The sequence below is a fragment of the Pseudomonas sp. WS 5010 genome (assembly GCF_012985565.1).
In the GTDB taxonomy this organism is placed as follows: domain Bacteria; phylum Pseudomonadota; class Gammaproteobacteria; order Pseudomonadales; family Pseudomonadaceae; genus Aquipseudomonas.
In genome coordinates, this window is record NZ_JAAQWQ010000017.1 from 1 (window position 1) to 25,673 (window position 25,673).

The 25,673-nt window shown below is 52.2% G+C and carries 35 protein-coding genes; 33 read left to right on the top strand and 2 right to left on the bottom strand.

The genetic code is table 11. The features are described 5' to 3' along the window. The first annotated feature begins 280 nt into the window (after positions 1-280). Positions 281-637, top strand: a complete 357-nt coding sequence (locus tag HBO11_RS27935; RefSeq protein ID WP_170059019.1) for an antirestriction protein — start codon at positions 281-283, stop codon at positions 635-637. A 76-nt stretch (positions 638-713) separates the two neighbouring features. Further along, positions 714-977 (top strand): hypothetical protein, encoded by a 264-nt coding sequence (locus tag HBO11_RS27940; RefSeq protein ID WP_170059020.1) that lies wholly within the window; start codon positions 714-716, stop codon positions 975-977. A gap of 657 nt (positions 978-1,634) precedes the next feature. Here HBO11_RS27940 and HBO11_RS27945 read toward each other — a convergent pair. Next, positions 1,635-1,889, bottom strand: coding sequence for a hypothetical protein (locus HBO11_RS27945; RefSeq protein WP_170059021.1), 255 nt, complete (start codon positions 1,887-1,889; stop codon positions 1,635-1,637). A gap of 98 nt (positions 1,890-1,987) precedes the next feature. Here HBO11_RS27945 and HBO11_RS27950 point away from each other — a divergent pair, with 98 nt between their 5' ends. From HBO11_RS27950 to HBO11_RS28020, 15 genes are all read left to right on the top strand, one after another. After that, entirely contained in the window at positions 1,988-2,359 is a 372-nt protein-coding gene (locus HBO11_RS27950) for a hypothetical protein (protein WP_170059022.1), read from the top strand. Further along, entirely contained in the window at positions 2,356-2,673 is a 318-nt protein-coding gene (locus HBO11_RS27955; protein ID WP_170059023.1) for a hypothetical protein, read from the top strand. The genes HBO11_RS27950 and HBO11_RS27955 overlap by 4 nt, the downstream gene beginning before the upstream one ends. Positions 2,674-2,675: 2 nt before the next feature. Continuing rightward, positions 2,676-5,279, top strand: coding sequence for a type IV secretion system protein B4 (locus tag HBO11_RS27960; protein ID WP_170059024.1), 2,604 nt, complete (start codon positions 2,676-2,678; stop codon positions 5,277-5,279). A 4-nt stretch (positions 5,280-5,283) separates the two neighbouring features. Then, positions 5,284-6,147, top strand: coding sequence for a hypothetical protein (locus tag HBO11_RS27965; protein WP_170059025.1), 864 nt, complete (start codon positions 5,284-5,286; stop codon positions 6,145-6,147). 10 nt (positions 6,148-6,157) lie between these two features. After that, positions 6,158-6,646, top strand: coding sequence for a hypothetical protein (locus tag HBO11_RS27970; protein WP_170059026.1), 489 nt, complete (start codon positions 6,158-6,160; stop codon positions 6,644-6,646). Continuing rightward, positions 6,646-7,839 (top strand): type IV secretion system protein, encoded by a 1,194-nt coding sequence (locus tag HBO11_RS27975; RefSeq protein WP_170059027.1) that lies wholly within the window; start codon positions 6,646-6,648, stop codon positions 7,837-7,839. Before HBO11_RS27970 ends, HBO11_RS27975 begins: the two co-directional genes overlap by 1 nt. Positions 7,840-7,852: 13 nt before the next feature. Further along, the gene (locus HBO11_RS27980; RefSeq protein WP_170059028.1) at positions 7,853-8,632 is read left to right on the top strand and encodes a hypothetical protein; all 780 of its coding nucleotides are present in this window, start codon (positions 7,853-7,855) and stop codon (positions 8,630-8,632) included. Between the two features lie 2 nt (positions 8,633-8,634). Continuing rightward, entirely contained in the window at positions 8,635-9,477 is an 843-nt protein-coding gene (locus HBO11_RS27985; RefSeq protein WP_170059029.1) for a TrbG/VirB9 family P-type conjugative transfer protein, read from the top strand. A gap of 9 nt (positions 9,478-9,486) precedes the next feature. Beyond that, positions 9,487-10,914: a TrbI/VirB10 family protein gene (locus HBO11_RS27990; RefSeq protein ID WP_170059030.1), complete on the top strand. Its 1,428-nt coding sequence runs from the start codon at positions 9,487-9,489 to the stop codon at positions 10,912-10,914. Next, positions 10,895-11,263, top strand: a complete 369-nt coding sequence (locus tag HBO11_RS27995) for a hypothetical protein (protein WP_170059031.1) — start codon at positions 10,895-10,897, stop codon at positions 11,261-11,263. Before HBO11_RS27990 ends, HBO11_RS27995 begins: the two co-directional genes overlap by 20 nt. A 162-nt stretch (positions 11,264-11,425) precedes the next feature. Continuing rightward, positions 11,426-12,175, top strand: a complete 750-nt coding sequence (locus tag HBO11_RS28000; protein WP_222936243.1) for a lytic transglycosylase domain-containing protein — start codon at positions 11,426-11,428, stop codon at positions 12,173-12,175. Beyond that, positions 12,175-12,489, top strand: coding sequence for a hypothetical protein (locus HBO11_RS28005; protein ID WP_170059032.1), 315 nt, complete (start codon positions 12,175-12,177; stop codon positions 12,487-12,489). The genes HBO11_RS28000 and HBO11_RS28005 overlap by 1 nt, the downstream gene beginning before the upstream one ends. 107 nt (positions 12,490-12,596) lie before the next feature. Further along, positions 12,597-12,890, top strand: a complete 294-nt coding sequence (locus tag HBO11_RS28010) for a hypothetical protein (RefSeq protein WP_170059033.1) — start codon at positions 12,597-12,599, stop codon at positions 12,888-12,890. A 516-nt stretch (positions 12,891-13,406) separates the two neighbouring features. Then, on the top strand, positions 13,407-13,682 hold the full coding sequence (locus HBO11_RS28015) for a plasmid replication protein RepB (RefSeq protein ID WP_170059034.1): 276 nt from the start codon (positions 13,407-13,409) through the stop codon (positions 13,680-13,682). Positions 13,683-13,975: 293 nt separating this feature from the next. Continuing rightward, the gene (locus tag HBO11_RS28020; protein ID WP_170059035.1) at positions 13,976-14,224 is read left to right on the top strand and encodes a hypothetical protein; all 249 of its coding nucleotides are present in this window, start codon (positions 13,976-13,978) and stop codon (positions 14,222-14,224) included. An 85-nt stretch (positions 14,225-14,309) separates the two neighbouring features. On the opposite strand, the gene HBO11_RS28025 is transcribed toward HBO11_RS28020, so the two are convergent. Further along, positions 14,310-15,014: a replication initiation protein gene (locus HBO11_RS28025; RefSeq protein ID WP_308908941.1), complete on the bottom strand. Its 705-nt coding sequence runs from the start codon at positions 15,012-15,014 to the stop codon at positions 14,310-14,312. A gap of 1,256 nt (positions 15,015-16,270) precedes the next feature. Here HBO11_RS28025 and HBO11_RS28030 point away from each other — a divergent pair. From HBO11_RS28030 to HBO11_RS28105, 16 genes are all read left to right on the top strand, one after another. Then, positions 16,271-16,969 (top strand): hypothetical protein, encoded by a 699-nt coding sequence (locus HBO11_RS28030; RefSeq protein ID WP_170059036.1) that lies wholly within the window; start codon positions 16,271-16,273, stop codon positions 16,967-16,969. A gap of 822 nt (positions 16,970-17,791) precedes the next feature. Continuing rightward, positions 17,792-18,763 carry a DNA-binding protein gene (locus HBO11_RS28035; protein ID WP_170059037.1) on the top strand — a complete coding sequence of 324 codons (972 nt, stop codon included), beginning with the start codon at positions 17,792-17,794 and terminating at the stop codon, positions 18,761-18,763. Positions 18,764-18,905: 142 nt separating this feature from the next. Beyond that, a complete protein-coding gene (locus HBO11_RS28040; RefSeq protein ID WP_170059038.1) occupies positions 18,906-19,190 on the top strand; it encodes a hypothetical protein in 285 nt (94 codons plus the stop codon). Between the two features lie 651 nt (positions 19,191-19,841). Next, a complete protein-coding gene (locus HBO11_RS28045) occupies positions 19,842-20,369 on the top strand; it encodes a hypothetical protein (RefSeq protein ID WP_170059039.1) in 528 nt (175 codons plus the stop codon). A gap of 10 nt (positions 20,370-20,379) precedes the next feature. Then, positions 20,380-20,799, top strand: a complete 420-nt coding sequence (locus HBO11_RS28050) for a hypothetical protein (RefSeq protein ID WP_170059040.1) — start codon at positions 20,380-20,382, stop codon at positions 20,797-20,799. Between the two features lie 21 nt (positions 20,800-20,820). Further along, entirely contained in the window at positions 20,821-21,036 is a 216-nt protein-coding gene (locus HBO11_RS28055) for a hypothetical protein (RefSeq protein WP_170059041.1), read from the top strand. Further along, positions 21,033-21,485, top strand: a complete 453-nt coding sequence (locus HBO11_RS28060) for a hypothetical protein (RefSeq protein WP_170059042.1) — start codon at positions 21,033-21,035, stop codon at positions 21,483-21,485. Before HBO11_RS28055 ends, HBO11_RS28060 begins: the two co-directional genes overlap by 4 nt. Positions 21,486-21,552: 67 nt before the next feature. Next, the gene (locus HBO11_RS28065) at positions 21,553-21,924 is read left to right on the top strand and encodes a hypothetical protein (protein ID WP_170059043.1); all 372 of its coding nucleotides are present in this window, start codon (positions 21,553-21,555) and stop codon (positions 21,922-21,924) included. Between the two features lie 4 nt (positions 21,925-21,928). Next, complete coding sequence (locus HBO11_RS28070; RefSeq protein ID WP_170059044.1) at positions 21,929-22,294, top strand: hypothetical protein; 366 nt, start codon at positions 21,929-21,931, stop codon at positions 22,292-22,294. Between the two features lie 124 nt (positions 22,295-22,418). After that, positions 22,419-22,730 (top strand): hypothetical protein, encoded by a 312-nt coding sequence (locus HBO11_RS28075; protein WP_170059045.1) that lies wholly within the window; start codon positions 22,419-22,421, stop codon positions 22,728-22,730. 244 nt (positions 22,731-22,974) lie between these two features. Further along, a complete protein-coding gene (locus HBO11_RS28080; RefSeq protein WP_170059046.1) occupies positions 22,975-23,187 on the top strand; it encodes a hypothetical protein in 213 nt (70 codons plus the stop codon). A gap of 175 nt (positions 23,188-23,362) precedes the next feature. Continuing rightward, positions 23,363-23,803, top strand: a complete 441-nt coding sequence (locus HBO11_RS28085) for a hypothetical protein (RefSeq protein ID WP_170059047.1) — start codon at positions 23,363-23,365, stop codon at positions 23,801-23,803. Continuing rightward, complete coding sequence (locus HBO11_RS28090; protein ID WP_170059048.1) at positions 23,800-24,441, top strand: recombinase family protein; 642 nt, start codon at positions 23,800-23,802, stop codon at positions 24,439-24,441. The genes HBO11_RS28085 and HBO11_RS28090 overlap by 4 nt, the downstream gene beginning before the upstream one ends. Continuing rightward, on the top strand, positions 24,438-24,836 hold the full coding sequence (locus HBO11_RS28095) for a hypothetical protein (RefSeq protein ID WP_170059049.1): 399 nt from the start codon (positions 24,438-24,440) through the stop codon (positions 24,834-24,836). The genes HBO11_RS28090 and HBO11_RS28095 overlap by 4 nt, the downstream gene beginning before the upstream one ends. Before the next feature lie 8 nt (positions 24,837-24,844). Next, complete coding sequence (locus HBO11_RS28100; RefSeq protein WP_170059050.1) at positions 24,845-25,264, top strand: hypothetical protein; 420 nt, start codon at positions 24,845-24,847, stop codon at positions 25,262-25,264. A gap of 1 nt (position 25,265) precedes the next feature. Next, the gene (locus tag HBO11_RS28105; RefSeq protein ID WP_170059051.1) at positions 25,266-25,532 is read left to right on the top strand and encodes a hypothetical protein; all 267 of its coding nucleotides are present in this window, start codon (positions 25,266-25,268) and stop codon (positions 25,530-25,532) included. Positions 25,533-25,673: the final 141 nt, after the last annotated feature.

The window sequence follows — 25,673 nt, forward strand, 5'->3', positions numbered from 1 at the left end:
GATAGCATTTTTCGGTGGCCAGCTGCGGCACCAGGTCGCGTATTGATAGCAAAACACGACCTGGGCGCAGATCCAGGACGGCGCAAGTGATAGCAAAAACCCCGGCCGGCGCCGGCGCTCGATCGGCATTTTGATAGCAAAATCCCTGTACATATAGGATCATTGATCCTATAATGTTTGTGAAAGCCGGGCGAATTGCTCAGCTCACAGCCGGAGAATTCCGACAATGACCACCTCAAGCCACATCCCCACTAGCCGACAAGTCCCTGAGCATCGCCGCATGAGCTGCGTGTTTCGTTCCTTTGGCCGTTATTCCGTGACCATCGAGCAGTACGCTCAAAACGTCATGCGTGAGTCGTGCGCGGCTTACAGCGGCGGGTTGTGGGACTATTACGAGCTGTCGAATGCAGGTTTTTACATGGTGCCTACGGGAGCTGACACCTACCAGGTGTCGCGTTCCAACTACTTCGAAGGGGAGCTTTCAGCGGAAGCCGTAGGGATCATGGTAACGCTTGCAGCGATCATGACGGCCTGGGGCCGTTATGAGATTGACCTGATGGGGTTGCGCTACGAAAGCCTGATCGACTATGCCCGTGAACACGCTGAATGGCCGTTGATTCGCGCAGCCCTGGACTAACCTCATTAAGCCTCTGGTTCTCACCAGGGGCTACCCAGCCTGGGCGAATGCCCAGGCATTACCCGGAGAATTCCGCATGTCAAACACCACCGCCGCAGCTATCCGCAAACCTAAAACTAACCTCAGCATAGTCACTGATATCATGGATTTTTCGCGCTACGGTGCGCTTTCTCAAGCATTCGTTATGGTTGCACTGGAGAGCTACAGCGCTGCTGTAGCGGCCGGAACCGAGGATGAGGTTTCCAATGGCTTGATTCCAGCGGGAGTCTGGAAAGGTATCGCTGAAGAAGTGTTAGAGAAGCTGGAGGCAACAGGCTATCGCACGCCTCAGCCAAAATAGCAGCGTTAAAGGAACGTCCAGCCTGAATGGCTGGGCGTTCTGCAGGGCGCAATCTAATGGGTCAGAAATCGCGTCCTGGAGGTCGTATGGATGAGCTTGAGGGGCAGGGCGGGTCAGTCCGGGAACAATGCCTGAGTGGCGCGCCTGATTGGCTTGAGCCATCGGGGGATGAGGTGCGGTTTCTCATGCGCTCGGGTGAACTAGAACCGCGAGACGTGGCAGTTTTTTTGCGTGTGTCACGCAAAACAGTGAACCGGTGGACCATGAGCCAAGAGGCGATTCCTTTCGCTGCCTGGGTGCTGTTGTGTAGGCGTGTGGGGTGGGGGTTTTCCGCGTATTAGTGTTGCCGTGGTATAGCGAGCCATTCAAAAAAAGCGCGATTTAATATCAATTAGCCATTACTTTTTGAGTTTTTTCGCCAAGGTGTTCAGTTTTTGTTACATATTTGGGAACGGATCCAGAACTAGCTGGTCACACATCCCGTTCATCTGGACTACGGATATGCATATTCGTATTTAGGAACATGGATGTTTGTTGTCGTAAAGCCCTGAATGTGTGACTTGGTAGCTTTTTTGATGCAAAAATAGTGGCCCTGAACCGTTTAAGCGGGTAATTTGCCCGTCTGCTTTTAGATAGATACCGACTAGCGGTATCACATTAAACCTCCGTGCGATCCTTCAGGATCCGGCGCATTTCCTCCTTGAAACTCTCGTACTCACGGGCATTTTCAGGGCGAAATTTGGCGCTGTTCTCAAGTGCGATTTCAAGCAACGCCCTAATGACCATCGAGCGTGAAGGTCTGCCGAAAAATTCTTCGGCCTGAAGGGGCACCACAAATCTGCTGTCCGTGCTTTCCAGGACGTTACCTGGAAGCGTGATGTTCGTCGGCGTCGACTTAATGGCCTTGCTCATTCCGTCGCCTCGACAGGCAAAGGCATTGCCTCTGCATTCGATATGTGTATATATATGCGCATATTGTTGTGCATTTCTAACCAGGGAGTTGTAGATAAATGGGCGAGCATAGAAACCCCGAACTCGAAAATAAAGCGGTATTTACATCGCGGTCCTTCAAATTCGGTCTTCCCACCCGCGTATTCGTCGCCCTGCTGGTGATTGCTGGCTTCGCCGCGTTCGTGAGCTGGGTCTACCTGCCCAAGATTGTCGGCATTCCCCTGAGCATCATTCTGGTCCTTGTGATCTACATTCCGGCGTACCTCGCTCACAAGACGGACCCGGACGCATACGTCCTCTGGATCAGAAGCTTGTTCGCGCATCCGCGACTCACAACCCTAATCAGCCATCGTCGTCCCATCCTTGTACTTGCTCCCGGCCCTGGGGGCGAGTTGATCGTTCAATCCACCTCAAAAGGAACTACCCGATGAAAACTCGGTTTTTGCCATTTATGGCGCTGTTCGGAGCAGCCACGGCCAAAGCGGCAGACAACAACGTCGATATTGGCTCTGAAGGCGACGGACCGTTCGCCCTTGTTGGCGACCTGTTGCAACAAGTCGTCGACTTCGGCGGTGGCCCTGCCGTTACGTTCGTTGTGTTCATTTCAGCTGTAGCGGCTGTTTGCCTCTGGATGATGGTTCCGAAAGAGGCTTCCAAGGCGGTTGCTTGGTTTGCCCGAGTCTGTATCGGCGCAATCATCATCCTGAACATCGCGCTTGTTATCACTTGGTACAAGGGTTTCTAAACATGGCGAGCCAGGGAAGTCCTATCAACAAAGCGCTGTATCCAGCGGGCCTATGGGACGACTACATCTTGTCCCATGCAGGTTCGCTGATTGGTGCGTTAGAGCTCTCTGGTGTCGATCCACAGGGCTACAACCAAGCTGACCTTGCCAGCGCAACCACCGTAATGCGTAACCTCATCCAGTCACAGCACCCCGATACCTCCGTAACTCAGTATTACTGGCACTACGAGGGTGCAAAGGTGAAGCTCAAGGAACGCTCCAACAAGCGTAGCCGTATGCTTTCTGAGCGCCGGGAAAAATTCCTCAACGAAACCCGGAATCTTTGCACAAGTCGTCTGTATTGGATGTTGGACGTACCCACCGAAGCCAATCTAAACAAGCTCATGTCAGCGGCATCCCTCAAGATGGTGTTCACAGCACCATTTGAGCGTAAGGCCCGCCAAGCCCTCAAGGCTCGGTTTAACCACTGGGGGTCTTGGATTGTCGAGCGTAGCGAATTGCGACGTCAGGTTGATCTACTGGATAGCGCGCTAGACGACTTGGACGTGCGGTTGCAGATCCTTTCCCCTCACAACACCAAGCAGTCTGCGGCTCAGTTGTGGGCATTGTGCCGAGCTACCGTAAACCTTCGGCCCGAGTACCTGGACCAAGCACAAAAAGAGGCTGTGCCCAGCGATGATTGGGACCGGCTGCTAACTGACGGTGACATTACAGAAATCAACATTGACGGCCTGGACCTTCTCAAAATCGAAGGGCCAGAGCCCGTTTATGCGCGCATTGCTTCCGTGATCGGCTATGGCTCCGCGCAGACGCCATACGGCATGTGGGGGGCTGGTGAGGCTACCCCTATCATGCAGAAGGGTAACTATCTTGTTGTAGCCAAGGCGCGCCCTATGTCCACCCTGGACAAGGGCATGATGCTCAAGGGTAAGTCAGACGAGTTAGCACGCAGCCAGATCAAAATCACTCAGTTGTTGAAGGGTGAGGACGTAACCGGCGACGTTGAAAAGAGAATCAACGATAGCCCGATTCTGAAAAAGAAAATGCTGGAGCTTGAAGAAGCCGCTAACTCCCCGGATCGCTCGTACTACTACCATTCGCATGTTGTGGTTTTCGACCGTAACCCCCTGAAGCTAAAAGCTGCCTGCCGCGATATGGGCACGGCTCTCACACAGAGCCACTTCAACGTAGTGTGGGAATCGGTCGGAATGGCTGACTTATTCCCCATGCTGCTGCCTGCCTATCCGAAGCGGTGTTTCCGAAGCGTGGAGTTCACATCTTCCCAAGTCGGTGCATGTTCGTTGGGTTACCGCGCACACAACGGCATACCCGAATGGGGTGATGAAGATCATCGGGAGGAAGCTGTATATATCCTGGAAAACGAAGACGGGAGCCCTTTCTATTTCAGCCCGTTTATCGGTGACAGGGCTTTGACCCTGGGTGTCGGTCCAACCCGGTCTGGTAAGTCATTTGCCAAGAACGTCATGGCCGGACACTTCCTCAAGTTCGGGTCCCAGCTTGCGGCAGATCCTCACGCGGTTGAAGCGGGCCTTGAAGCCGCCGCGCTGGGCTCGCTGTACCACTCAGTGGACGTGGACGCCGGTACTGAAGGTGTAGCCGAATTCTTTGGCGACGAGGGCGGCATATTCCGCATTGAAGATCCGGCAACAGATCGAGGCTTTAGCCTGTTTTGTAGCTGCCAGGGTGAGGACGACAGCGCCTTTGCGCACCACGCGCTGTCGCAAATCCGAATCATGCTCAGCTTGAATGACAGCAAGGAGCTGCAAGAGCTTGAGCCAGCGGAGCAGAAGCAGTTGGACGATGCTATTTCGTCGGTAATGGCCGATACATTGCCTAAGCACCTGAAAACCATGTCCACGTTGTATGACATGGTGGGAGCAACCCTGAAGCTGAAACTTCAGCGCTGGGTGCGAAAAACAAATGGCATGTATCAAAACTTGTTCGATAACGTGGAAGACGGTATCGGCAACCTGAACAAAAGAATCGCAGCGTACAACTTGTCAGGGGTGAAGGACCGACCCGCTCTTGCGCAGCTCGTAACGAACGAAATTTTCTTTCGTGTATCCCGGCGATTTGAAGATCCCGCGTACCGCTCCGTCCCCAAAACATTGTCCATCGACGAGGCTAAATATTTCTTCAGCATTCCTGGAGCTGTAGAGCTTTCTGTAGCCAAATCGCGGACTTGGTTTAAACACAATGGCGGCATGGAGTTCTGGACCCAGGACGTAGACCACTACGGCGAGATTGAGGGATGGAACACGCTGCGCTCGTCTGCCTCGACCTGGATATTCATGGCAGATCAGGCCATGAATAAAACTTCATATCAGCGCGTCTTCCCGGACCTTACCGATGGCGAATGTGAAGCTATTGCGCGGCTAAAGCCGCGTCAACAGTTCTACATAATTCAACGGGAAGTAGGTATTTCAAAAGTTGTGAATCTATTCGTAGCGCCTGAAGAATACGTGCTTGCAACCAGTCGCCCGAATGAATCGCTCATTGTGCGTCAGATGCTTAAAAAGTATGACGACATCGACGAGGCAACTGCCGAAATGGTTAAACGTATCTTCAAAAAGAATGGAGGCTAAGGAAATGAAACAAACATTAAAAGTGCGTATGAAGAAACTTGCCGTCGCTATCATTATGGCGATTACAGCAACGCAACCAGCTATGGCCCCCGCTAGTGGCTTTCCTGTAGTTGATATCGCGTCGGTGGCCCAGGCGGTAGCGGACTACTCAAACCAACTGTTGCAGTACACAGAGCAGATGCAACAGACCATTTTGGAACAGAGCCAATTAGCCCAGCTCATCGCAACTTATGAGCAGACCATGACCAGTTACTACCACATGCTTTCGCAGATGCAGGGCTTGTCCCGGTTGATCGACAGACGCGATTACATGGCGATCATGAAGCGGTTTTCCAATGTTATTGATATGTACCCAGGCAATGCGCCGGACTTCAAGAGCAAGGAGTGGATTGCGAAGGGCAAAGAGCTGTCGCGTATGTATGACCGTGTTTCTGATGCCCGTGACCTGGAGGACGCTATCCGGGCGATCCCGTTCGATGCCAAGTCCCAGGAACGTCAGGAAACCGCAGCGGCCCAGGCGTTCACCATGGATCAGATGGCGGTGGGGCAAAGCCTGTTCTCGGAAACCATGAATGACGAGTTGCTTACTAACGTTGAGCGGGCTGGTGAAGTTGCGACTAAGCGCCGGTCACTAGGCCCGGAAGATCATTTGGCCACATTGCAATTGCTGGCCGAGCAAAACGAATTGAGCATTGAATCGGATCAACAAGCTAACGCAATTGCGAACGCACAGCTTCAGTATTCGAACCAATTACCGAATCACTTCTTTGCACGGCAGAACTTGGCGCGCCAAGCAACATTGGAGGAAACCAAAGCTCGACTCGGCACCGAGATAGAAGTTGATAACTCCCCGCTTTCCGATTACTAAGGAGTAAATTATGAAGACTGTTATCGTTCTTGCATTGGCCCTTCTTTCTGGCGTTGTTTACGCTGCGCCAGATGCTGCCCGTCTTCAGGAACTACAAGCGGCTACAAAAGCTTGCAAGGCAAAGGGCTTTAAAACGGTAGGCGAGCAGGAAGATTGTGTACACGCGGCTTATGTGAAGATCAACAGCGATACCCCGGCCCGTGGCACTTTGTATGCAGAGAAAAATTACAAAGGCTTCAGTAAGGCCCAGGCTGAAGGAAAGTTGTTGTCGTTGAAAAAAGAATACGACAAGGCCCCGAAAGGCACGTACTTCCAGGCGAGCAAAAAGGCCGGTGCGGTTGACCGCGTGAGCATTCTCAATGAAGGATGGTGGTTGCAAACTAACATCCTGGGCGCACGCCAAACGCAAGGCGATCCATGGTTCATTGAGTGCAAGGACGGCGCTAAAACCTTGAACTACGTTCGTCGCTGCCCGCTGGGCAAAGGCGGGGCCAAGTAATGTCTCCCATGCTGATAACTGCGCTGATGGCCCTGGGCACAGTGTTCTCACTGAGCGGGCTTGTGGTGCTGCGCATGCACCGCAAACAACGACGCTTACAGGTCCAGGCGATCCAGGATGCTCCAGCGGCCCAGTACACCTATAACCCAGCCACGAACCTCTATTCATTGGTCGACGCAAAGCCTATTGCTCACGTCTACCAAGTGGGCCTTATGAGCCGCCAGAAGCGCCAAGTCATCGCGATGGCTTTATGCATGCTGGCCGTATTTTTGGCCCCGTTGATGTTCATGCAAACAGCAGATGCAGCACTATCGGGTTCAATGCGCGGGATATTCGCCGGAGACTTAAAAGAGTTTGTTTCCGGGATCATGAATGGCGCTGATAATCCTGTTTCGCGTTTTGCCTGGATGATATTCGCGGCATTCGCATTTATTCTAGGTGTGATTGAGGTTTGTAAATTCATCTGGCAGGGTAATCAAACCGAATCACATTTGATTGCTGTTTGTATGTTTTTCATAACCTTTATGATTATGGGATCGTATGACGGGTTTACTGAGGGAATTTGGGGGATTGCGGTCGGTATCTCTAATGGCTACCAGGAACAGCTCGTTGGCAATACTGATAACTTCTTTCTGTCGCAGTGGATGCATAAAGTTTTCGCGGCGGTTGTAGTTGAAGATTTGAGTATATGGGACTCTTTCAAACTTGTAATGTACGTTGGTTCCTGGACCGCTGCTGGCATCTTGTTGGATTCTGTAGCTTATCTGGCGGCTATGTGGGCTGACTTTGGTTATGCGGTGGGGAAAGTTGTCGGGTTTGTATTTATTCCCTGTCTGCTGCTTCCGGCGACTAGAAGCCTATTTGATGGCTGGTTCAAATTTTTTACTGGATTTGGTTTTCTACTCATAGTCCTAAAAGCCACAATGGTTGTTGCTGCAATTGCGGTTAAATCAATTATTGGCTCGCTTGGCGTTAAGTACACTGGCGGAGGTTTCGCCGGTGAGCCAACAGCAGTAAATATCGGCGTTGACCAGATGTATTTGCTGGTGGATGCATCCGCCATGCTGCTTGTTGCAATCCTTTTCGTTCTGTCGTCCTTCGCGTTCGCTTCAGCGCTCGCGGGCGGACTTGGCAATCTCAGCGGTGGCTTAGGTACAGCGGCGAGCATGGCTGTTAGAAAATTCATGAAGTAAGGAGCAAACGAGCATGAGCGTCGTTTTAGATGAAACTGAACAGAAACAAGCCGATAAAAATAGCAAGGTGCCCGCCGAGAAAGCCGCGTGGCTAGTTGTTAACAATAAACTGTGGCTCTTTGCTCTCTGCTTATTGCTGGTTGATGTGTATCAGGGGTGGAGCAACAAAAGAGCCTTCGATGCGGCAATGAACACGAAGGAGCTTATCTGGATCAAAATGGGTGCAGATGGAAATTCCACTGTCGAGAATTTCGCGCCTGGGGATCAACCAACTTTCTATAAAGCGTCTGTAGATAGTGCGTTGGAGCGCTATCTTTCTTCACGTTACGGTGTCCAGCCAGAAACGATTAAGAAAGATTATGGTGTCGCTGGCGTGTTCATGTCGCAGCCCATGTATAACGACTTCCTAAGTACGCAGAAGGGCGGCTTCAACGCTGTACAGAAAGCGGCAGATATTCAGGCGAATGGTAATAGCGTAAACCGCGTTGAAATCAAATGGGGTTTCCCTAATCACTACGACAGTTTGCCCGCTGTTTTCGGCAAAGATAAAGTGCCGGGTGAAATGTTTAAATCCAACGTCTACTTTACCGAAATCACGAAAAGCCCTAGCGGCATTCTCGTTAAAGATGGCGTGAAACAGAAAATTTGGCGGGGTGAGTGGCACTTCCTCACCAAAAAAGAGTTGAGCAAGAAATCCAAGGAGTGGCTCCGGGCTAACCCAGTAGGGATTGAAATCATTAAGGCGGATGTAATCGACGATCCAGCCGGTAACGAGCGCGAAGAGGCTAATTGAACATGAACAATATTTTTACTAAAGCGGCGGTTGGTGTCTTGCTCGTTACTGCGGGTGTGTCTGCGCAAGCTGCAAGTTGCCGCGTCATTCACTGGAAACCTGACTCGGTACTTCAGATCAATAGCGCACTGTACTTAGGTACGCGGGTTGAGCTGCCCGCCGATAATCTGATTCCGCCAGTCTCCAGCTCCGAGTTGTGGAACGCGGAAGGGGCGGCTAATCAAGTGATGATTAAGCCTAACAGCGATACGGAACAAGGTAAGTCCGGCATTATTCGTATTTGGACTACGGATGGCAGTTCTTACGATGTAGTGGCAAATCGTGCGTCAGGTGCGCAAAACGATGTGTGCGTAAAGATCGTCGCTGATGGGATGTTCTTCACCCCTGGAGCCCGTGATGCGCTCAATAGCCAGTCATCCAATATTGCGCGTGGTGCTGCGGCGTCTGGTCAGCAGGTGCAGATGCTGCAACAGCAACTTGTGCGTCAACAACAAGAGTCCAAAGCTCAAACCCAAAAAGCGGTTTACGAAGCTTTGCGCCGTTTCCGCTATCACGTTTACACCGGCTACACCTGGAACCAGGGCAAAGGCTTTGAAGCCAAGGGCCTTGTAACAGATGTTTATGACGATGGGCGCTTTACTTACATCCGCCTGGATAAGCCAAATCGCGGTCTTATGTCTGTTGAAACAGTGGTAGGTGGTAAAACCGCCGTTGTTCCTACTAAATACGATGATGCTTATGGCATGTATGTTATTTCGGGGATTTATCCAAGTTTCAATTTGAAAATGGATGAATCGGAAATGAGCATCGAGCGTAAAGACAGTAAAACTCTTGGCGAGTTTTAAGGAGGGGCTATGACACAGGAATCCGCTCCGCGAATCATCGAAGAACCTTCGACCCACAAGAAGAAGATGCAAGCTTATTTGGGGATGGCAATTGGTGTTGTGTTTTTCATTCTCCTGGGCATGGTCGTTCTGAACGTCTGGAACAAAATGCAGGAGCGCAAAGCGCCGCCGAAGGTCGACGAGGTAACGACTACCGAGCCACCAGCTGCCGCTGATCGCCAAGCACAGTTCAACGAACTGGCGAAAAACCGCACAGGCCGGGTTTTGCCCTCTGAGAGCGGGGCAGGGGACATCAACGAGCAGTTCAACAAGATCGGCAATGGCGTGCCGCCTGAGCGCAACGGACGCCGGGGAGCGGATGAGCGTCGTGCTTCCAATGATTCCGATCCAGATGAATCGCCCGAATCTAAGGCTGTTCGACAGTGGAAGGCCAAAGAAGAACTTAGGGCCTTGGGAGCCGCCAATAAGCCCTGGAAGCTGCCCACGGTAGGGAAGGGGGGGCAAGGGGGGGGTATGGGTGTTCCAGGCGCTCCAGCGCCCATGGTTGCCGCTCAGGGCACCCCTGCAAACATCCAGGACCAGATAGCGCATATGAACCGTCCCCTGGATGAGAATGCCAGCCTGGAAGATCGTCGCGCCGAAGTGAAACGCCGGATAGCCGAGGCGCAGAAGCTGCGCCTGTCCCTTCAGCAGAACGGTGCAGCAGGCTTGCCGGAGGCCGCAGGACGGCCAATGGCTAATTCTGCGTCGCCCATGCCTACATTGAACATGCCAGCAGCTCCACAGCAGAGCAAGGCCCCGGCTAATGTGGTCGGCTACCCGAGGAAGAACAAATACGACGCCGATAGTGAAGGCAAAATTAAGGTTCCGCCTGGAACTGAAATTCTGACAACGCTGATGAAAAAGGGCATTTCCGATTACACCGGTACTTCGCTTAAAGCGATAGCCAATCGTGATGTTTACGACATTACCCGCCAGTACGTGATATTCCCTAAAGGCATGGAATTCAATATCAAGATGGTGAGAACTCGCAACGTCAACGAGGCAATATCTAACCGCGTAGGGTTCCTTGTAAAAGAGGGTGTTTTGCCTAACGGCAACTCGATTGATTTTTCTACAGCATCGGTTGGGGATCGTGAAGGCGTTGGAGCAATTGAAGATCAGACCGACTACCACTTAATTCCTCAATTCCTGGGTGTAGCGGCCTACGCCTTGATTGGTTCCAGATCCAGCCGTACAGGTACTGGTGATGATGAAAGTAGCTTTGCAGGCGACGTAGGCGAGAACTCGCGTAGCCAGTTCGCTCCGTTGGCCGAAAAGTACCTGAACATTGTTCCAACTCAAACCATCCGTCCTGGACAAAGCTTTCAAATTGTCACAGAACAAGAAATGTACATCGAACCGTATAAGGATCTTTATGCTAAATACGTTGATTAAAGCGCTGCTGATTGCGGTGATGTTGCCCGCTCTAGCTTTCGCAAAAGATGAAAAGCCAATCGCCCTTGACCCATTGGCGGTATGGGTTCGAACGGTTTACCCCGAAGACGTGCAAACCGTGGGTGAGGCAATTCGTTATCTGTTAGAGCCTACCGGCTATAACGTAGTAGTAGCGTACCCGGCACCAAGCGATGCAATTAGCATTGTAAATAGTCGTGTACCTGCTATTGCCCGAGTCCACCGGACAATGCCTGTAATGGACGCAATCCAAATTTTGATTGGTAACGACAATTGGATTGTCGTTGATCGCAATCATAAGTTGATTAGTTTTTCGGAGAAGAAATCATGAAGCGTTTCCTATTGCTTTGTGCGGTCGTTGCGGTCGTTAGTGGTTGCAACACGACGCAAGTTACTGGATCGGGTGAGTTTTTCAGTCTGAGCAGTCGCAATGTGGTCTATCGCGATTTGACACGCCCTGTAAGCGCCGATAACGAGCCGGAGCAGAAAAACTATGCCGTACTTCCAGCCCCGACTAAGTAAAGGTCTGGCGGTGGCTGCAATGGCCCTGGGCTTATTCGCCCAGGCCCAAGCGGCTGAGCCAACTGCCCCTGAGGAACAGGAACTCTACGAGTACCTGTTTCCCGAGGCCGGGAAATCGCGTGCCCAGGTCCAGCCAGTGGAGACAGGCGGGACGCAATCGGCACCGGCTATGCAGTCTGCATGGGGAAAGGAACGGCCTCAGGCGTGGTCAGCCGATCAGAAGCAGGCCATGCTGGACGCCTTTAAGGCGAAACCCCCCACCGAGCAGCCGCCGAAGTTGCTTACTTCGCCGGAGGTAAGCGGTACGGCTACATACGCACCCGTAAAGTTAGACGGTCAGCCGTATGCAGACCTGATTGATATTTACTCTAAGAAACAAAACTTGAGCCCGCTGCTGGTCCAGCAAATCATTCAGGCTGAATCAAAGTTTGACCCGAATATTGTCAGCAAGAAAGGCGCGAGCGGGCTTATGCAGTTAATGCCTGCCACCGCGGCTGAATTGAATGTTGACCCATTCGACCCGGAAGAAAACATTAAAGGCGGCACTCAATACTTTGCAATGCTGCTAGGAAAGTACGGACGTGTCGATTATGCCCTTGCGGCGTACAACGCTGGCCCAGGTGCGGTTGATAAGTACAACGGCATCCCGCCATTCCCGGAAACAGAAAACTACGTCAGCAAAATCATGGCAGGCGTTGCACAGCTGGAGGCTAAAAACTAATGAAACTGATCGCAGTTTTTGGCCTGCTACTGTCGTGTGTTTCTGTATCGGCAAACTCCAGTGAATTTGACTTTAACTGGAACGACAAGAACGATATGCGCGGCGCTTACACAATGTGTGCAACAACGGGTTTCACACAGGGCGATTGTCCGAAGGTCTATCAGAAGTGCTGGCAACCTCCGATGATTTACCGCAAGAAACACAAGATGAAAACGTATTGTGTTGACGCTCCGAACTTCACTTCAAACGAAGACGATAAAAACCGTGCGTTGGACGAAGGTTCAAAACGAGCTAAAGAGATGTACGGCGAGTGAATTTTGCAATGGACTGCTCGCAGATTATGCCTAGCAGTTGCGTCACCTGCTTAGTGGTGAGCTGGCCGGGGCATCCGGCACCTATTTTAGAGCGATCAGGAGCTTACATGCTGACAGATGAAGAAGCCCTTTGGCTCAAACAAAGCAGCCCAATTTGGCTAGGTACGCCATTGCAATTGGGTAGCTCTGCAAAGCTGGGCAATTCGATGCGGCTGGGCAACGTGATCGAGCTTGCGACATTGCTTGATCTTATTGAGCGTAAGTTCGATGAAATTGAAAAGCTGGATAATCCAGACGCTACAGATGTTCAGGTTCTGAATTCGGTATTAGCCCGACTTCACGACGCTGAAGATAAAACCGCTTTCTGTGCCGCTGTTGACGAGCGGTTCATAGGCGAATAATTACCGCTACATCTAATAACTGATAAATGAGGTGTAAAAATGGCTAGTGATACTAAGAAAGTTCGTTATGACGCTCTGATCGCGCATGAGTACATGCAGGGCGAAGAAAAAAGAACGTCCTGGACAAAGGTAGGGGCCGCATTCCCTACAGCAGACGGGAAGGGGATCAACGTCGAGTTGACGCCTAACCTCGCTGTCAGTGGCCGTCTTGTCCTTCGGGTGTACGAACCCAAGCCCGCCGCCGAGTAATGCCGTGTGCGTCACGTAGAGCGGTCAAGGGGTTGGTGCGGCCCGCAGCCCGAAGGGCGAGGACTCGGCCCCTTGACGGCGCGAAGTGACCCCCAGTCTTGGCCTGGGTGTGTGGGGTAGCTTCACCACCCCGCGCACCCGAGGTCTGGGCGACCCCAGCGCGTTGACAAGGGCCGCGCCCTTGGTGTGGCTCTGGTACTCCCCGAAGCGAGCCGTAGGCTAGCCCGTAGCAACCCGCACAGTAGCGGTAAAGAATAAGGACAGAACGTGCGTCTGAAGATGTTGAAAGAGCTTTTCAGTGCCGGTGTATTAAGCGGTGCGACCATCGAGCAGTATTGCCCTGAACAGGGGTCATGGACGCTCATAATCCATAAGGTCAACGGCGAGTCTGTCACCGTTACCGTTGCCGCCAAAACTGAAGTAAAGGTCTACATCCGGTTGAATGCCGCCATTATGGATGCTCACCGCCTTGGGTTTCGCAATGTCCAGCTCAGTTTGCCGGAGAATTTCGAGCATGAGGACACTCAGCGCAGCCGCGCATAATGCTATCAAAACCCGGCCCGGGACCAGGTTGGCCAGGTTGAAAATGATTGCATTTTATGGTGTTGGCTTTTGATGTTTGCTATCAAAAGCCCCCGGCCGCGCCGGCGATCGAGGCCGCTTTTGCTATCAATGCTTAGCCGGAATCCTTCCCCCTTTGGCGCTCCACGCCAAGTTTATAGCCGGAATCCTTCCCTCTTTAGGGAGTGTCCGCTATGCATCGGTGTTCTCCTGCATGGCGTTTTGACGAGCTGTGATAGCCGGAATCCTTCCCCTTTAAAGCAGGAAAAGCCAGCATGGATCATGCCTTGAAAGAACGATTGATTCGAATCGCTGCAATCGGTCGGCTACTGGCCGAGAGTGTGGATGACCGCGAGCTTGACGGAACGCTTGAGAGCTTGGGCATCGAGTTGTGTGCGCTCAGTGGCGTCTGTGCCGTGTGCGAGGGTAACGGTATTCATCCCGGTGAGGATCCTGACGACTTCGACGGAGAAACGCCGGTTGCACGGTGCCCGACCTGTTTTGGCAGCGGTATGGCCGGTTAGCCGGAATCCTTCCCTTTTATCCTTTCCTTGCGCCCAAAAAAAGCCCCGCTCTGATCCAGGGCGAGGCTTGTTGTCGCGCAGTGGTTCAGATCAACGGAAGCTGGGCACTTTGCTCGATGTAGATCTTGAACCCCGCGATGCTACGTCCCTTGCGCTTAGGCTCCAGGGACAGATTCAGGTCCGTATGCTGGTTGATCTCGCTTATGCACGGATCGAGGACGTATTTGCGTAGGTCTTTGACGTTTGGGTACTTCTTTTCGAGCTGTAGCAGCTCGCGCAGACGAGGTAGTTCAAACTCGCGCTCCCCAAACTTCTTGTGTTGCGCTGTCAGCTCGTAGAGCCGGAAGGCGTAGAAGGTATTCAACTGGCTGATGTGTCTCAGCGTGTAGCCGGTGAACTCGCGGTTCAACAGAGTCAGGTGCGGCAGGACAGTCGGAGAGAATCCAATCTCAACGCACCCTTCGCCTTCCAGGTACTCTTTTTTGTAGATCCAGCGCATGGCCTCCACTTCTTTGCTGCGCTCGTAGCGTTTGATTTCTCGGGCCCACAAGCGCTCTACGGCTTCGGCAAGAATGCCATAAGCGTGACGAACCTCTACACCAAAGACCGATGCAAAAGCGTCTGCTGTCACCCGCACAAGGCCGTCTTTTGGGGCTTCCTTTTTCGAGTCAATAAGCGATGCGGCAAGCAGCACCAAACGCTTTTCTTGAAGCGTCAGCGTGTAAGACGACTCGATTAGCTTGTTCGACTGGTAGACCCGGTTCCTATCAACTTCAGGCACATTAGCCACGTCGCCACTCCTGTATGCATTCGCAGACACCATAAGGGGGAAAGGGGAGAGCGTCAACACCCCTTTCCCCCTTGCAGGAATGTGGAAAAGCTGTGCGTAACCCGTTGATAAGTAAGGGATAATAGCCGGAATCCTTCCCTGTCTTGCCGGAATCCCTCCCTTTCAATAGCCGGAATCCTTCCCTGATAGCAGCCGGAATCCCTCCCCGGATTGCCGGAATCCCTCCCCAAATGTGGAAAAATAATCAAATAAAACCCTTGTAAATCATATAGTTACGCAATCAATCCACAGGGGTAAAACAAGTAAATAAAAGAAAAGAAAAAACCTTCTTTAAAACAAGATCTAAAACACGCGCAGCGCGCAAAAAATCGGCGCAGGACAAAATTTCGGCAGTGCGTCCGCCTACCCTCGCCATCCATGGCTCGCCCCGCCTTCGGCGGCCTGTCGATGGGCATCCATGCCCATCTTGAAGATGCTGGCCGTTCCGGCCTCTCTCTACCTTTGTGTGTCGCCTGGGAAACCACGTACACCCACAGAATCGGAAACAGCAAATCAACAGCAAAGCAAAAGCAGGTATGCCCCTTCGGGAGACTCTTTACCTGGAATGCGCTCTCTAGATGTAACTAACACCCCGTCTAAGCGGCCCGGCCGTACCGGCCGCCCTCTCGGCGCAAGCGCCTCGACCCCTGCGGGGCGCTAAGACCCGGATAAATCACGCTCGGCCGGTGAAGCTGGCCGACCGCTCAACCGGGCGCGTGTGCGCGCGGGGCTTTTTTAACCAGGTGAGGCAAATATCAGAAGCGGGTTTTCAGTGTGGGGGGTGCGCAAAGGCTTTGCATGCTGTCTGTAAGGCTCTCAGCGCAGCGCACAGCGGCTTTAAGGATAAATCCTAGGCATCGGGCAGGGCCAGACGCTCCTTGCATGTGAGGCGTCTAACCAGCGGGATTCTCAGGCGAAGGAGCGGGAAAAACCGTGGACGTGTGCGACCATAGCCGGAATCCCTCCCCTTTTAGGGGGGGGGCACAGCAGCAAGAAATAACGCATCAGGAGTACCGGAATCTTTCCCCTTTTCAGCGGTTTTCAGTTCGAAAAACCCCCAGTCAGCCCCAATGAATACGGGGGTTTCACGGTGCTTTTCGCTGGTGAACTTGAGGCTGTTGAAATAGCCGGAATCTTTCCCTTTTTAGGTTCAGAATTGTATGGCTGATTGGAAAAACATAGGTATCCCCAGGTGGTTCGACTGCAAGTTGGGAAGCATGAAAGATGAGGATTTGGCTCAACTGGCGGGCACGACCAAAAGCAGGATCCGCTACCGGCGTCAGCTTTTCGGGTATCCCGCCTGGAGCGTTGATAAGGCTATTGAGCCGTACCGGCATTTGCTAGGGATCGAGTCAACCAGGACGGTAGCGCGGCTATGCGGTGTATCTGCATATAGCGTCGGGCAATATCGAAAGCGTCTAGGCATCAAGGCCAAGCCAGGACCTGAAGGGGCACCCAAGCCCAGGAGGTTTCCGGCGAATCATCCGTTGCGGCCATATAAAACCCTCCTTGGGCTTGTGCATGACGACGAGGTTTCAAACCTCGCTGGGGTTTCGCGCACAACGGTTAGGAATTGGCGTGAAGCTTTAGGCCGTGAGCCTGCGAAAGCATTGCCGAAAGAACCAGCACAGCAGCGGATCAAAAACTATGTAGGCCCGTGGCTCGGCTACGAATCACTGTTCGGCACAATGTCAGCTGCGAAGATCAGCCGTGCAGTAGGTGTGCCCTTTGCCATAGTTGAGCAACGGCAAAAGTTTTTGGGTGCAGTACCGTACCAACGGGTTTCAAAACTGGCCCGGTACCAGCATTTGGCGGGGCTCATTTCTAGTGCCTTGCTGGCAAAACTTGCCGGCGTTTCAGCGAGTCGGGCCACTGAATTTAGCCGCCAAGTTCAAGCGGGTCAGCGTCTGGATTGAAATCTGCCACTGTTGGTGGCCGCCGATCCTCCAGATTTCAACGTAGCGCGTGGTGTTTTGTGCCGCTGGCAGCCAGGGGTGCCCCCTGGACGGCAGACCAAAGCCACACCAAGGGCGCGGCCCTTGTCAACGCGCTGGGGTCGCCCAGACCTCGGGTGCGCGGGGTGGTGAAGCTACCCCACACACCCAGGCCAAGACTGGGGGTCACTGCGCACCGTCAAGCAGAATGCGCCTGCGGCGGTCCTGCGGACGCGGAACCCACCTTCGGCGGGGCCCCCGCCATTCAACTTGACCGCGCTTCGCTCTTACAGCACTGCACGCGCTCACGCTCCGAATACAGGACCTGTTTCAACAAATGAAGCGCAACCAGGTTACTGCCCATTTCCTCTAACCACGCCTTATGGACGGTTTTGCACAGTTGGTCGACCTCCGCGAACAGGCGGCGGTAATGCTCAACCTCAAGCGTTAGGCGCCGTATGTCGTTGCTGGGATGCTCTGACCAGATCTGGCGAAGCTCGGTAACGGTTACAGGGCGGAACGGCGGCAATGTGCGACTCATAACACACCAAATACTGTACATCGAAACAGTAGTATGGCCGCAATCTGAAAGAGCTACAACCCACCGAACCCCCGAGGCCGTAGGCAAGTAGAGCGGGATTCCTTGCGAATGCTATCAATCGTCTCTAAATCCGGCGTCCTGCAGCAGATCCAGGGCGGATTATTGCTATCAATTCATCTTATAGTTTGTTTGTTAGTTTCTTTGTTTGTTTGTTTGTTTGTTTTGTATGCGCTATAATTTGGCCTCACTTGCGGAGGTTTGCCATGCGTCCTGTCGATTTCACTCCAGAACAGATCATCGAGGCCGGTCAGGCGCTTCAGAGCGCTGGTCGATCCATTACCGGGTTCGCGCTGCGTCAAAAGGTTGGGGGCGGGAACGCTAACCGGCTGAAGCAGGTTTGGGACGAGCATCTATCGAGCCAAACAATTGCAGAAGCGGAGCCAATGGCCGAACTGCCGGTCGAGGTGGCGCAGGAGCTTTCCCGCGTCACAGAGGCGCTTGTAGCTCGCCTGGGTGCAATGGCCGTGGATATCAATGATCGTGCCGTTAAGGCGAGCGAACGCCGCGTTGCTGACGTGGTACGCGCCGCTGGTGAACAGCGGGAGCAGGCCGAGCGTGAGCTTGCGGACGCCACAGAGACGGTTGACGACCTGGAGCAACAGCTAGATAGCGCCCAGGAAGCTTGCGACTCGCTGAAACAACAGCTCGGACAGATCCAGGCTTCTAAGCAGGAACAGGCCGTGGAGCTGGCTCAGCTGCGCGAGCGACTGGCATCTGTTGAGAAGTCGGCTAAAGAGGCAGCAGCTAACGCCGTGGCCCAGGTGAAGTTGCTCCAGGGGCAGCTAGAGGAACAGCGTCGGTTAGAACAGATGGCGCGTGAGCGGGAAGCCCAGGCGACCGGCGCTGTCGCTCAGATGGAAAAGCAACACTTGGAAGATGCCGCCGTGTGCCAGGACTTGCGCACCGAGTTACGCGCTCTATCCGCATCGTTCTCACAGTCAGAGGCTGTGAGCAAAAGTCGCGGCGATGAACTGGAGCAGATCAAGCAAGAGCTGAAGACGGTGCGCGGCGAACTGAAGTTGGCGAATGCAGCGGAGGCTACGGCGAATGGCCGCGAGCAGGCGGCATTGGCGAGAATAAAAGCGCTTGAGGCCGCAGCAGCGAAGCCAGCGGCGGAAAAAGCACCGGCCAAAACACCCAGGACGAAACCCGGAGCAAAGGAAGTAAAGCCATAGGGACTGGCTTAATTGCTATCAAAATACCGTGACCAGGTGCAACGCCAGGTCACAAATTGATAGCATTCTCTTGGTGGTTTTGCTATCATAACTGCATCCGGTCAGTGTGATCGAGGTTGTTAATGATAGCAAAGGTGAGCTTATGAAAGACGCAGATCCAGATAGCACCACTACCCTTACCCTTCGCAGCACGCCTTACGCGCTGATTCATATTGCCAAGCGCATCACCGGCGAAGCCACGGCGAACAAGGCTTTTCTGGCAGGTATCGTCCAACTGGATAAATTGACCGATCAGCTTGCAGATGAGCGCGAGGAAAACAGGCGCTTGCGGGAGAATCTGCGCCGGTCGCAATCACTGTTACAGCAGTTGGCCCCGCTATGTATCCAGGTGGCCGAAGTGGCAGGCCAAAAAGACCTTTTCGAGTAAGTAAATGATAGCAATTCGTCCTGCAGGACGGATCCGGACTCGCCTGAATTGCTGTCATTCTTGCGTCACCTGGGGGGGCACAGCTCCCCTACCCTTTTCGAATTCGATAGCATTTTCCGTTGGCCAGCTCCGGCCGCGGTCCCTCCTTTGATAGCATTCGTCTGAAAATATTAGGACTTTTGATCCTAAATAATGCTATGCAAACAGGATCAATGATCCTATAATGTCTCTTGTTGGTGGCACGCAGAGAGCCACTCGTTTCTGAGAAGGCTAGTCGTTGCCATCGCGGAGAACGGGATGAGACTTTCAGAGGTTGCGACTATCCGCACACACTTTCCAGAGGCGCATTTCTGGCTTGTTAGGCGGGGCTCAGCGAGTCGATGCGGTGAACCAGAACGAAAGTTCAACCCCGAGAACATCGGGATCCAGGTACACCGCACTGATATCCTTTTGCCGGACTACCTTTTCTACGCGCTGGTGCATATTCATCAGCAAGGCTACTGGGAAAGGATGGCAAACGGGACGTTAAGTTTAGTCAATATCCGTGTTTCAGACGTTCGACGTATCGAGCTGTCGCCACGGTGAGCAAGGGGGCCATAAGGCCCCCCAGGCTCTACCGGCTAAATCAAATCAATGGATGGAGCTTCAAAAATGATTCCAGTAGTAGATATTGTCGGCGTAACCAGCCATGCAAAAGAAAATCCGATATCGACCGCTGTAACAGTATTAATGCTGGTACTAATCGCGTTAGTCATGGTTTGGATTTTTAAAACGTTCCCTAAGGCGCGTGCAAAATTTACATTTGGGATCTTCGCTATCTATCTCGCTGGGGCCGGGTGGTTAAATTGGCAAATGTTTAAAGAACAGCCGACGCTATCGGCAGTTTCCTCAAATGCTGTTTCAGATTTTCCAAATTACTTGGCGGCAATCAAGAGCATTGACGTGGTGATGCTAAACAAGAACGACAGTCCGCGCCCAGGTGACAGACTGTCATTCAAAGAGCTTCAGGGCGAACAATGTATCTACCATGGGAAAGTTGAACAGGATGGAGTCGCCACTATGAATCGTCGGGCTTGCCCTGATGGAACCGTGACTATGTTGAATGTACTTGTTCCCTTGGAACACGGCGGAACTGGTGACAGCCATAACCATTATAAAGCGTTCGTAAAAGAAGGCTAAAGGAGAACGAATGAAAATCGACTTGCCCAGTATAAAGGATCAGCAAGACGTTATTTTCCAACAGGCCATAGCTGATGCTATTGCCCAGTTGAAAAATAACCTCACAGCTACGCGCTATCCCTCTCAGGACTTAGTAGATGAAAGCCTTTTCCCGCGTGATCATTTGTTGCGTGAAAATGAAGGCTGGGAGGCCCCGGCACCTGAAATTGTGAAAGCGTACTTTCGACATTTTCAAAATCTGTTCACTGAGTACGGCACAGATGCAAAGTTGGCAGTTCTCCTTGGCATCCATGGTAGCGGAAATGACCGCCGAATTCGTGCGTTCAAAGATGGCAGCAAGAAGACGCCATACGGCGTCTGGAGACGTTTTCTTGTTCTAACTGGGCGAGTACCACAAGATATTATTCCTGTACTGGGAATCCTGCGCTAAGCCGGGTAAGAGGGGTTGGAAATGGCCGGATATTCTGAATACAAAGAAGCGGACCTTGATTTAGAAGTGCCTGTGATGTTGAGTCTTAGAGAGTTGCGGGTTATTGAGTTGCTAATAGGTGGCGACACCTTCGCTACTGGCTCAGATTGGGAACTTGTCGCAGAACGCGCCCAGGATAAATTGGCAGATATTATCTGTGAACGTCGCATTGTTGCTGAAAGGAACCTCTCCAAATGAAAAAGCTAATTGTTGCTGCATTGCTACTGGCGTCGTCGCAAGCTATTGCATCCTCTTTTGAGTTATCGACGGCACCTATCCGTACTATCGACGCGGTGAAACTCTGTAAAGGATATTTCAAAAAAGATCCTGAAGCGGTGAAGGTTTTCAATGAACTGCGAGACACCGGCGCGCTGGATGTTGCTGCAACTTGCGCCAAGGTGCAGGCCAGTGGAGAGCTGGATAGGCCAGGGCCGGAGGCTGTCGCTATCAGCCTTATGTCGCAGTTCTACGAGGTCAAGCCAGACTCTGTAGCAGTGAAGGTGCATCATGAAACCTCAGCGTCAGCCAATGTCACTGCGATTGCCCCTGGAGGACATTCGTGCGTGTTCAGCATGGTTCCGGCTCCCCCTGGAGCCCCGGCCCCGAACGGGTGGATGGTAGGTGCGACTGTTTGTGAGCCCCGTTAGAAGAAACTCAACTCAGTTTGGTTTGGAACCTGGAACGGACCAGCTCACAGAAGATTAAGGAAGTCATATGTCCAAATCCCATTACAAAATCTTCAATAGCAAAGATCTGTTTTGGATTTTTGTTTTTGTCGCCGTGGCCTATGCAGTCGCGTACTCAGTATTCGGCGCATTACTGGCGAATTTAATACCGGAGCCGATAGTAAAGTCTTTGAAGTTTACGGCTTTCTTGCTTGGCTCCTATTCGCTTTGGAATGAAATAGGCAAGGGGCAACACAAAGAAGCTATGCAGGCGCAGGAGGCATCAGCCACTACCGAGGCTGACAAAGAAACTGCAAAAGAGCAACTTAGGTTGCTCGCACGCGACGATAAACGGTCTATAGCTTTAGGGGCGTTAGCCTTTCTTATTCTCACGGTGCTAGCCTTCTTTGGAGAGGTTTAGTTTTATGGCCTATAAATCAAGAATAAGAATTTTACCGGTGCTGCTTTGCGCTGGAATATTCGTTTTACTGGCAGTAGCAACTATCTATTACATGGCAAAGGGCCTAACGCCAGTTGCACAAAATCACTCTCCCGAAAGATTGGCGGCAATCGCTAATCAGGGAATCCACTGCAATAACGGCAAGGCATGGAATACCTCTGTCAACAGTAGTGGTTTTCAAATGTCAGAGGCAGTAGTAGTAGACGGTCAATTTGTTGAATGTGCAATGGTGTACAAAGTCAAAGGTCATGATATGACCCTTGAAGAACTTTTTGTAAAGATGTTCCGCCGTGCTGAAGAAAATAAGCAAATTGACGTAAAGGGACAATGAGTAATTCCTACCTGTCCCTTTGCGATGGATCGTGCAGTAAATTGCTTTACATATAGGATCAATGATCCTATATTAAGGTTTCAGGTGGCTCCCAATGATCGACTTTAGTAGGACGGAAACTATTATGAAAGCCAATGCATTTTTCTTCCGCTCCGCTCTCGGGCTGAGTGCGGTTGTACTGGTATTAATTGCTGTCGGCGGCTTCGGATGGCTGCTTAGTGCTGTTGCAAGTTTTCTGCAAGTCCTTCCCTTCAGCTGGCACGATTGCAGTCTCATAGACGGCTGCGGGATGAAGACGTATGTAGGGCCGGATAGCCTCGGCGGCTTTTGGCTGTGGGGAGCAATCGGACTGGTCGCAGCGTACCTGTTGTACCACTTAGTTCGTTTTGTCTGGATTGTATGTGACGAACTCGGCTCGATCATTTTGAAGAAGTAAACCTCAAGGAGGGATTCCAATGAAATCTCAAAACGGGTTGTTGGGAATGCCCTGGCCTATGGTGGCTGTATTAGCATTTGGTGTCGGTATGGCTGCCGGAACTTGGTTAGGCGTGCTTACCACCCTCAAAGGCGCTGAGGATGCCCAGGAGCGCTATAAGAAATACGAAGTGACGTGCCCTGTGCTTCCACTCCCCCCAGGTAGCTAACGCAGAAATATTCATTATCCAAAGAGGAATGATCCCATGTCGCTACATTATTATTGCCTTTCTTTTTTCGACGTTCGCAACAATCAGGCCACCTATGCATCTTCGTACTACGGTATGAGGGCCGAGCGCGTGACAGCCAAAGACATTCTTGACGCAAAAATGCATGCAAAGGTTTCTCCCACCGCTACGTTGCTGGCCTGTTCTTACCTGGGTTACATGACGGAAGCGGAATTCAACTTCGGCGTTTAAGCGAAGCGCGGCACTGCCCGCGCACTATCACTTGGCTATACCTATACGATTCCACTGATAAACGGTACAGGTTTCTATCAGTTTGTCAGTGGCGGATAGGTAAATGATAGATTATCCTAGAACTACCTCTAACAGACCTATCTGATAGGTATACACGCACAGGACGGACCAGCCCATGCCCGCATCCGCAAAATCGACCTCGTACCTTCCACTAGTGATCTTACTCGGCCTCTTTTGTTTCGGCGTTGTCCAGGCATCGTCGGGACTGGTGAGCATCTTCCAGTTTGGTCTAAACATCGCAGGCGTCACTAGTTTCGAATTGACATACTACTTTGCCGGTTGCGCTATTTCGGTAGGAATCTTACTTGCATCCAAGACGGCCCGGTCAAACAGACTTGCTGCTGCAATGTCTATGTCGTTGTATGCATTTGGCCTAGCTTTGATTTTCTTTGCTGGATTCTCAAACATGGGCCCAGCACCCTTTGAATCTAAGCTTGCAGATAGCTTTGCGCAATTACAGGCGGGTGCAGTACGTGGGGCTGTTTGGGTGATTCCGGTCATCGTGACGGGGTATCTCAGCGTGAAGGCTTTGTGTAGCGTCAGAACAGAAGGATGAAAGCGCACATCTATTTGAGAGCTTCGACCAAAGACCAAGACGCGGATAGGGCAAAGGTCCAGGTATTGGAGTTTGCTAGTAATAGCGGTTTCCAGGTGGCCGGTGTTTACAGCGAGAACATATCGGGAACAAAGCTCCAGCGACCGCAGCTGATGGAGCTACTAGCCGTGGCGGATCCTGGAGACGTCCTGCTGGTCGAATCCATTGACCGCCTCTCAAGGCTCAGCCAGAGCGACTGGGCGCGCCTCAAGCAGATCCTGGCAGAGAAACAGCTTCGGTTAATTGTGGTCGACCTGCCCACCACTCACCTACAGGCCGATACTAGTATCACCGGCCAAATCATGGCCGTAATCAACGATATGTTGATTGACCTTACATCGACTATGGCGCGCCTCGATCAAGAAAAGCGTGTTGAGCGTATACGTCAGGGGATGGCAAACAAGCGGGCTCAAGATCCCGCCTGGACGCCTCCAGGTAAACAGAAGAACGTCGAGCTTTGGCAGTCAATAGAGCGCTTGCTGATTAAACTGCCTAACGCTTCAGTAGATGAAATCGCCAAGCTGGCATCTTGTGGTGTGGCGACGGTGTATCGAGTAAAGAAATCAATAAAAGATCGAAACGAAAGGAACTCTGAATGAACATCAAATCAATTGCGCTGTTTGGTTGTTTGCTGCTACCGGCGTTCAACGCAAACGCTGACTTTAGTTTGAGCGATATAACAAACGCCGTAGGGCAAGTTAAGAAGGTTCTTCCCAGTAGCCCCGGATCGCGAAACAACGCTTCCTACATTCCACCAGGAATGGGGTTAACTCTAGCGAACGGCCAGCGCGCCAAAGCTTACGGTTACGACTGTCAGCCGAACGAAAAACAGCCATGCGGATCCATCAAGGTTACTGCTGGCTCGCACAAAGTATTTATCGTGCCAGCATCGGGAAAGTCCTTTGACGAGCGTTGGACCTTCAAGCGGCTGGACGGGAGCGGCATGGTTGCCGTAAGGCCGGACGGCACGATTCTCGAAGCGAACATTGAGTGAGGTGACTTATGGCGAACTATGATGGAAACAACGGGCCTGACGTGCGTTACATTATCGCTGTTGTCGTTCTGGTGGCACTGCTGGGCTACGGAGCGCTCAAAGGCCTTGGCGCGTCTCTGGGGATCGATGTAACGGCGGCCTTCACTCTGGTGTTCGGAGTTACCTTAACCGTCGCCTTGCTCGGCTTGGGCGTATGGTCGCAAGCCTCCGATGCTTGGCCCCTCACGTTTGCCAACATCTTGCCCCTAGCCCTATCCACGCTCGTAATGTCCTTCAGTCCCGCGCTGAATCAAATGGGTTGTATTGGCCCGATTGATATGTGTTTCGACATTAGGTGGTGGGGAAAAACCTCTACGCATTACGGGGTGTCTTTCGCAATTCTTCTAATCGGCTACGGCGTTTTATACCTTCGCCGTGACAGGTATTAACATGGATATAACAACGATCCACATGATTCCTGAATTTCTCACCAGTGCAGAGCCCATAGACGGTGATCGCTATGTTCTAGCGGAGCTGGGTCCAGATGATAGGCTTGATATCTACGGGAAACACCCGACCTATGCGGCACATTCCAATAGCTGGCTGTTTGATGGGTCAATTCGCAAGCGGGATGAGGAAGACTGTTGGTTGCCCGAGGCACAGTTCCTCCAGATCGTAGCGGAGCGAAGCATAGAGCTGGATTTTTTTGATTTCTAGAATGCTATCAAAAAGCCGATCGAGCGCCGGCGCCGGCCGGGGTTTTTGCTATCACTTGCGCCGTCCTGGATCTGCGCCCAGGTCGTGTTTTGCTATCAATACGCGACCTGGTGCCGCAGCTGGCCACCGAAAAATGCTATC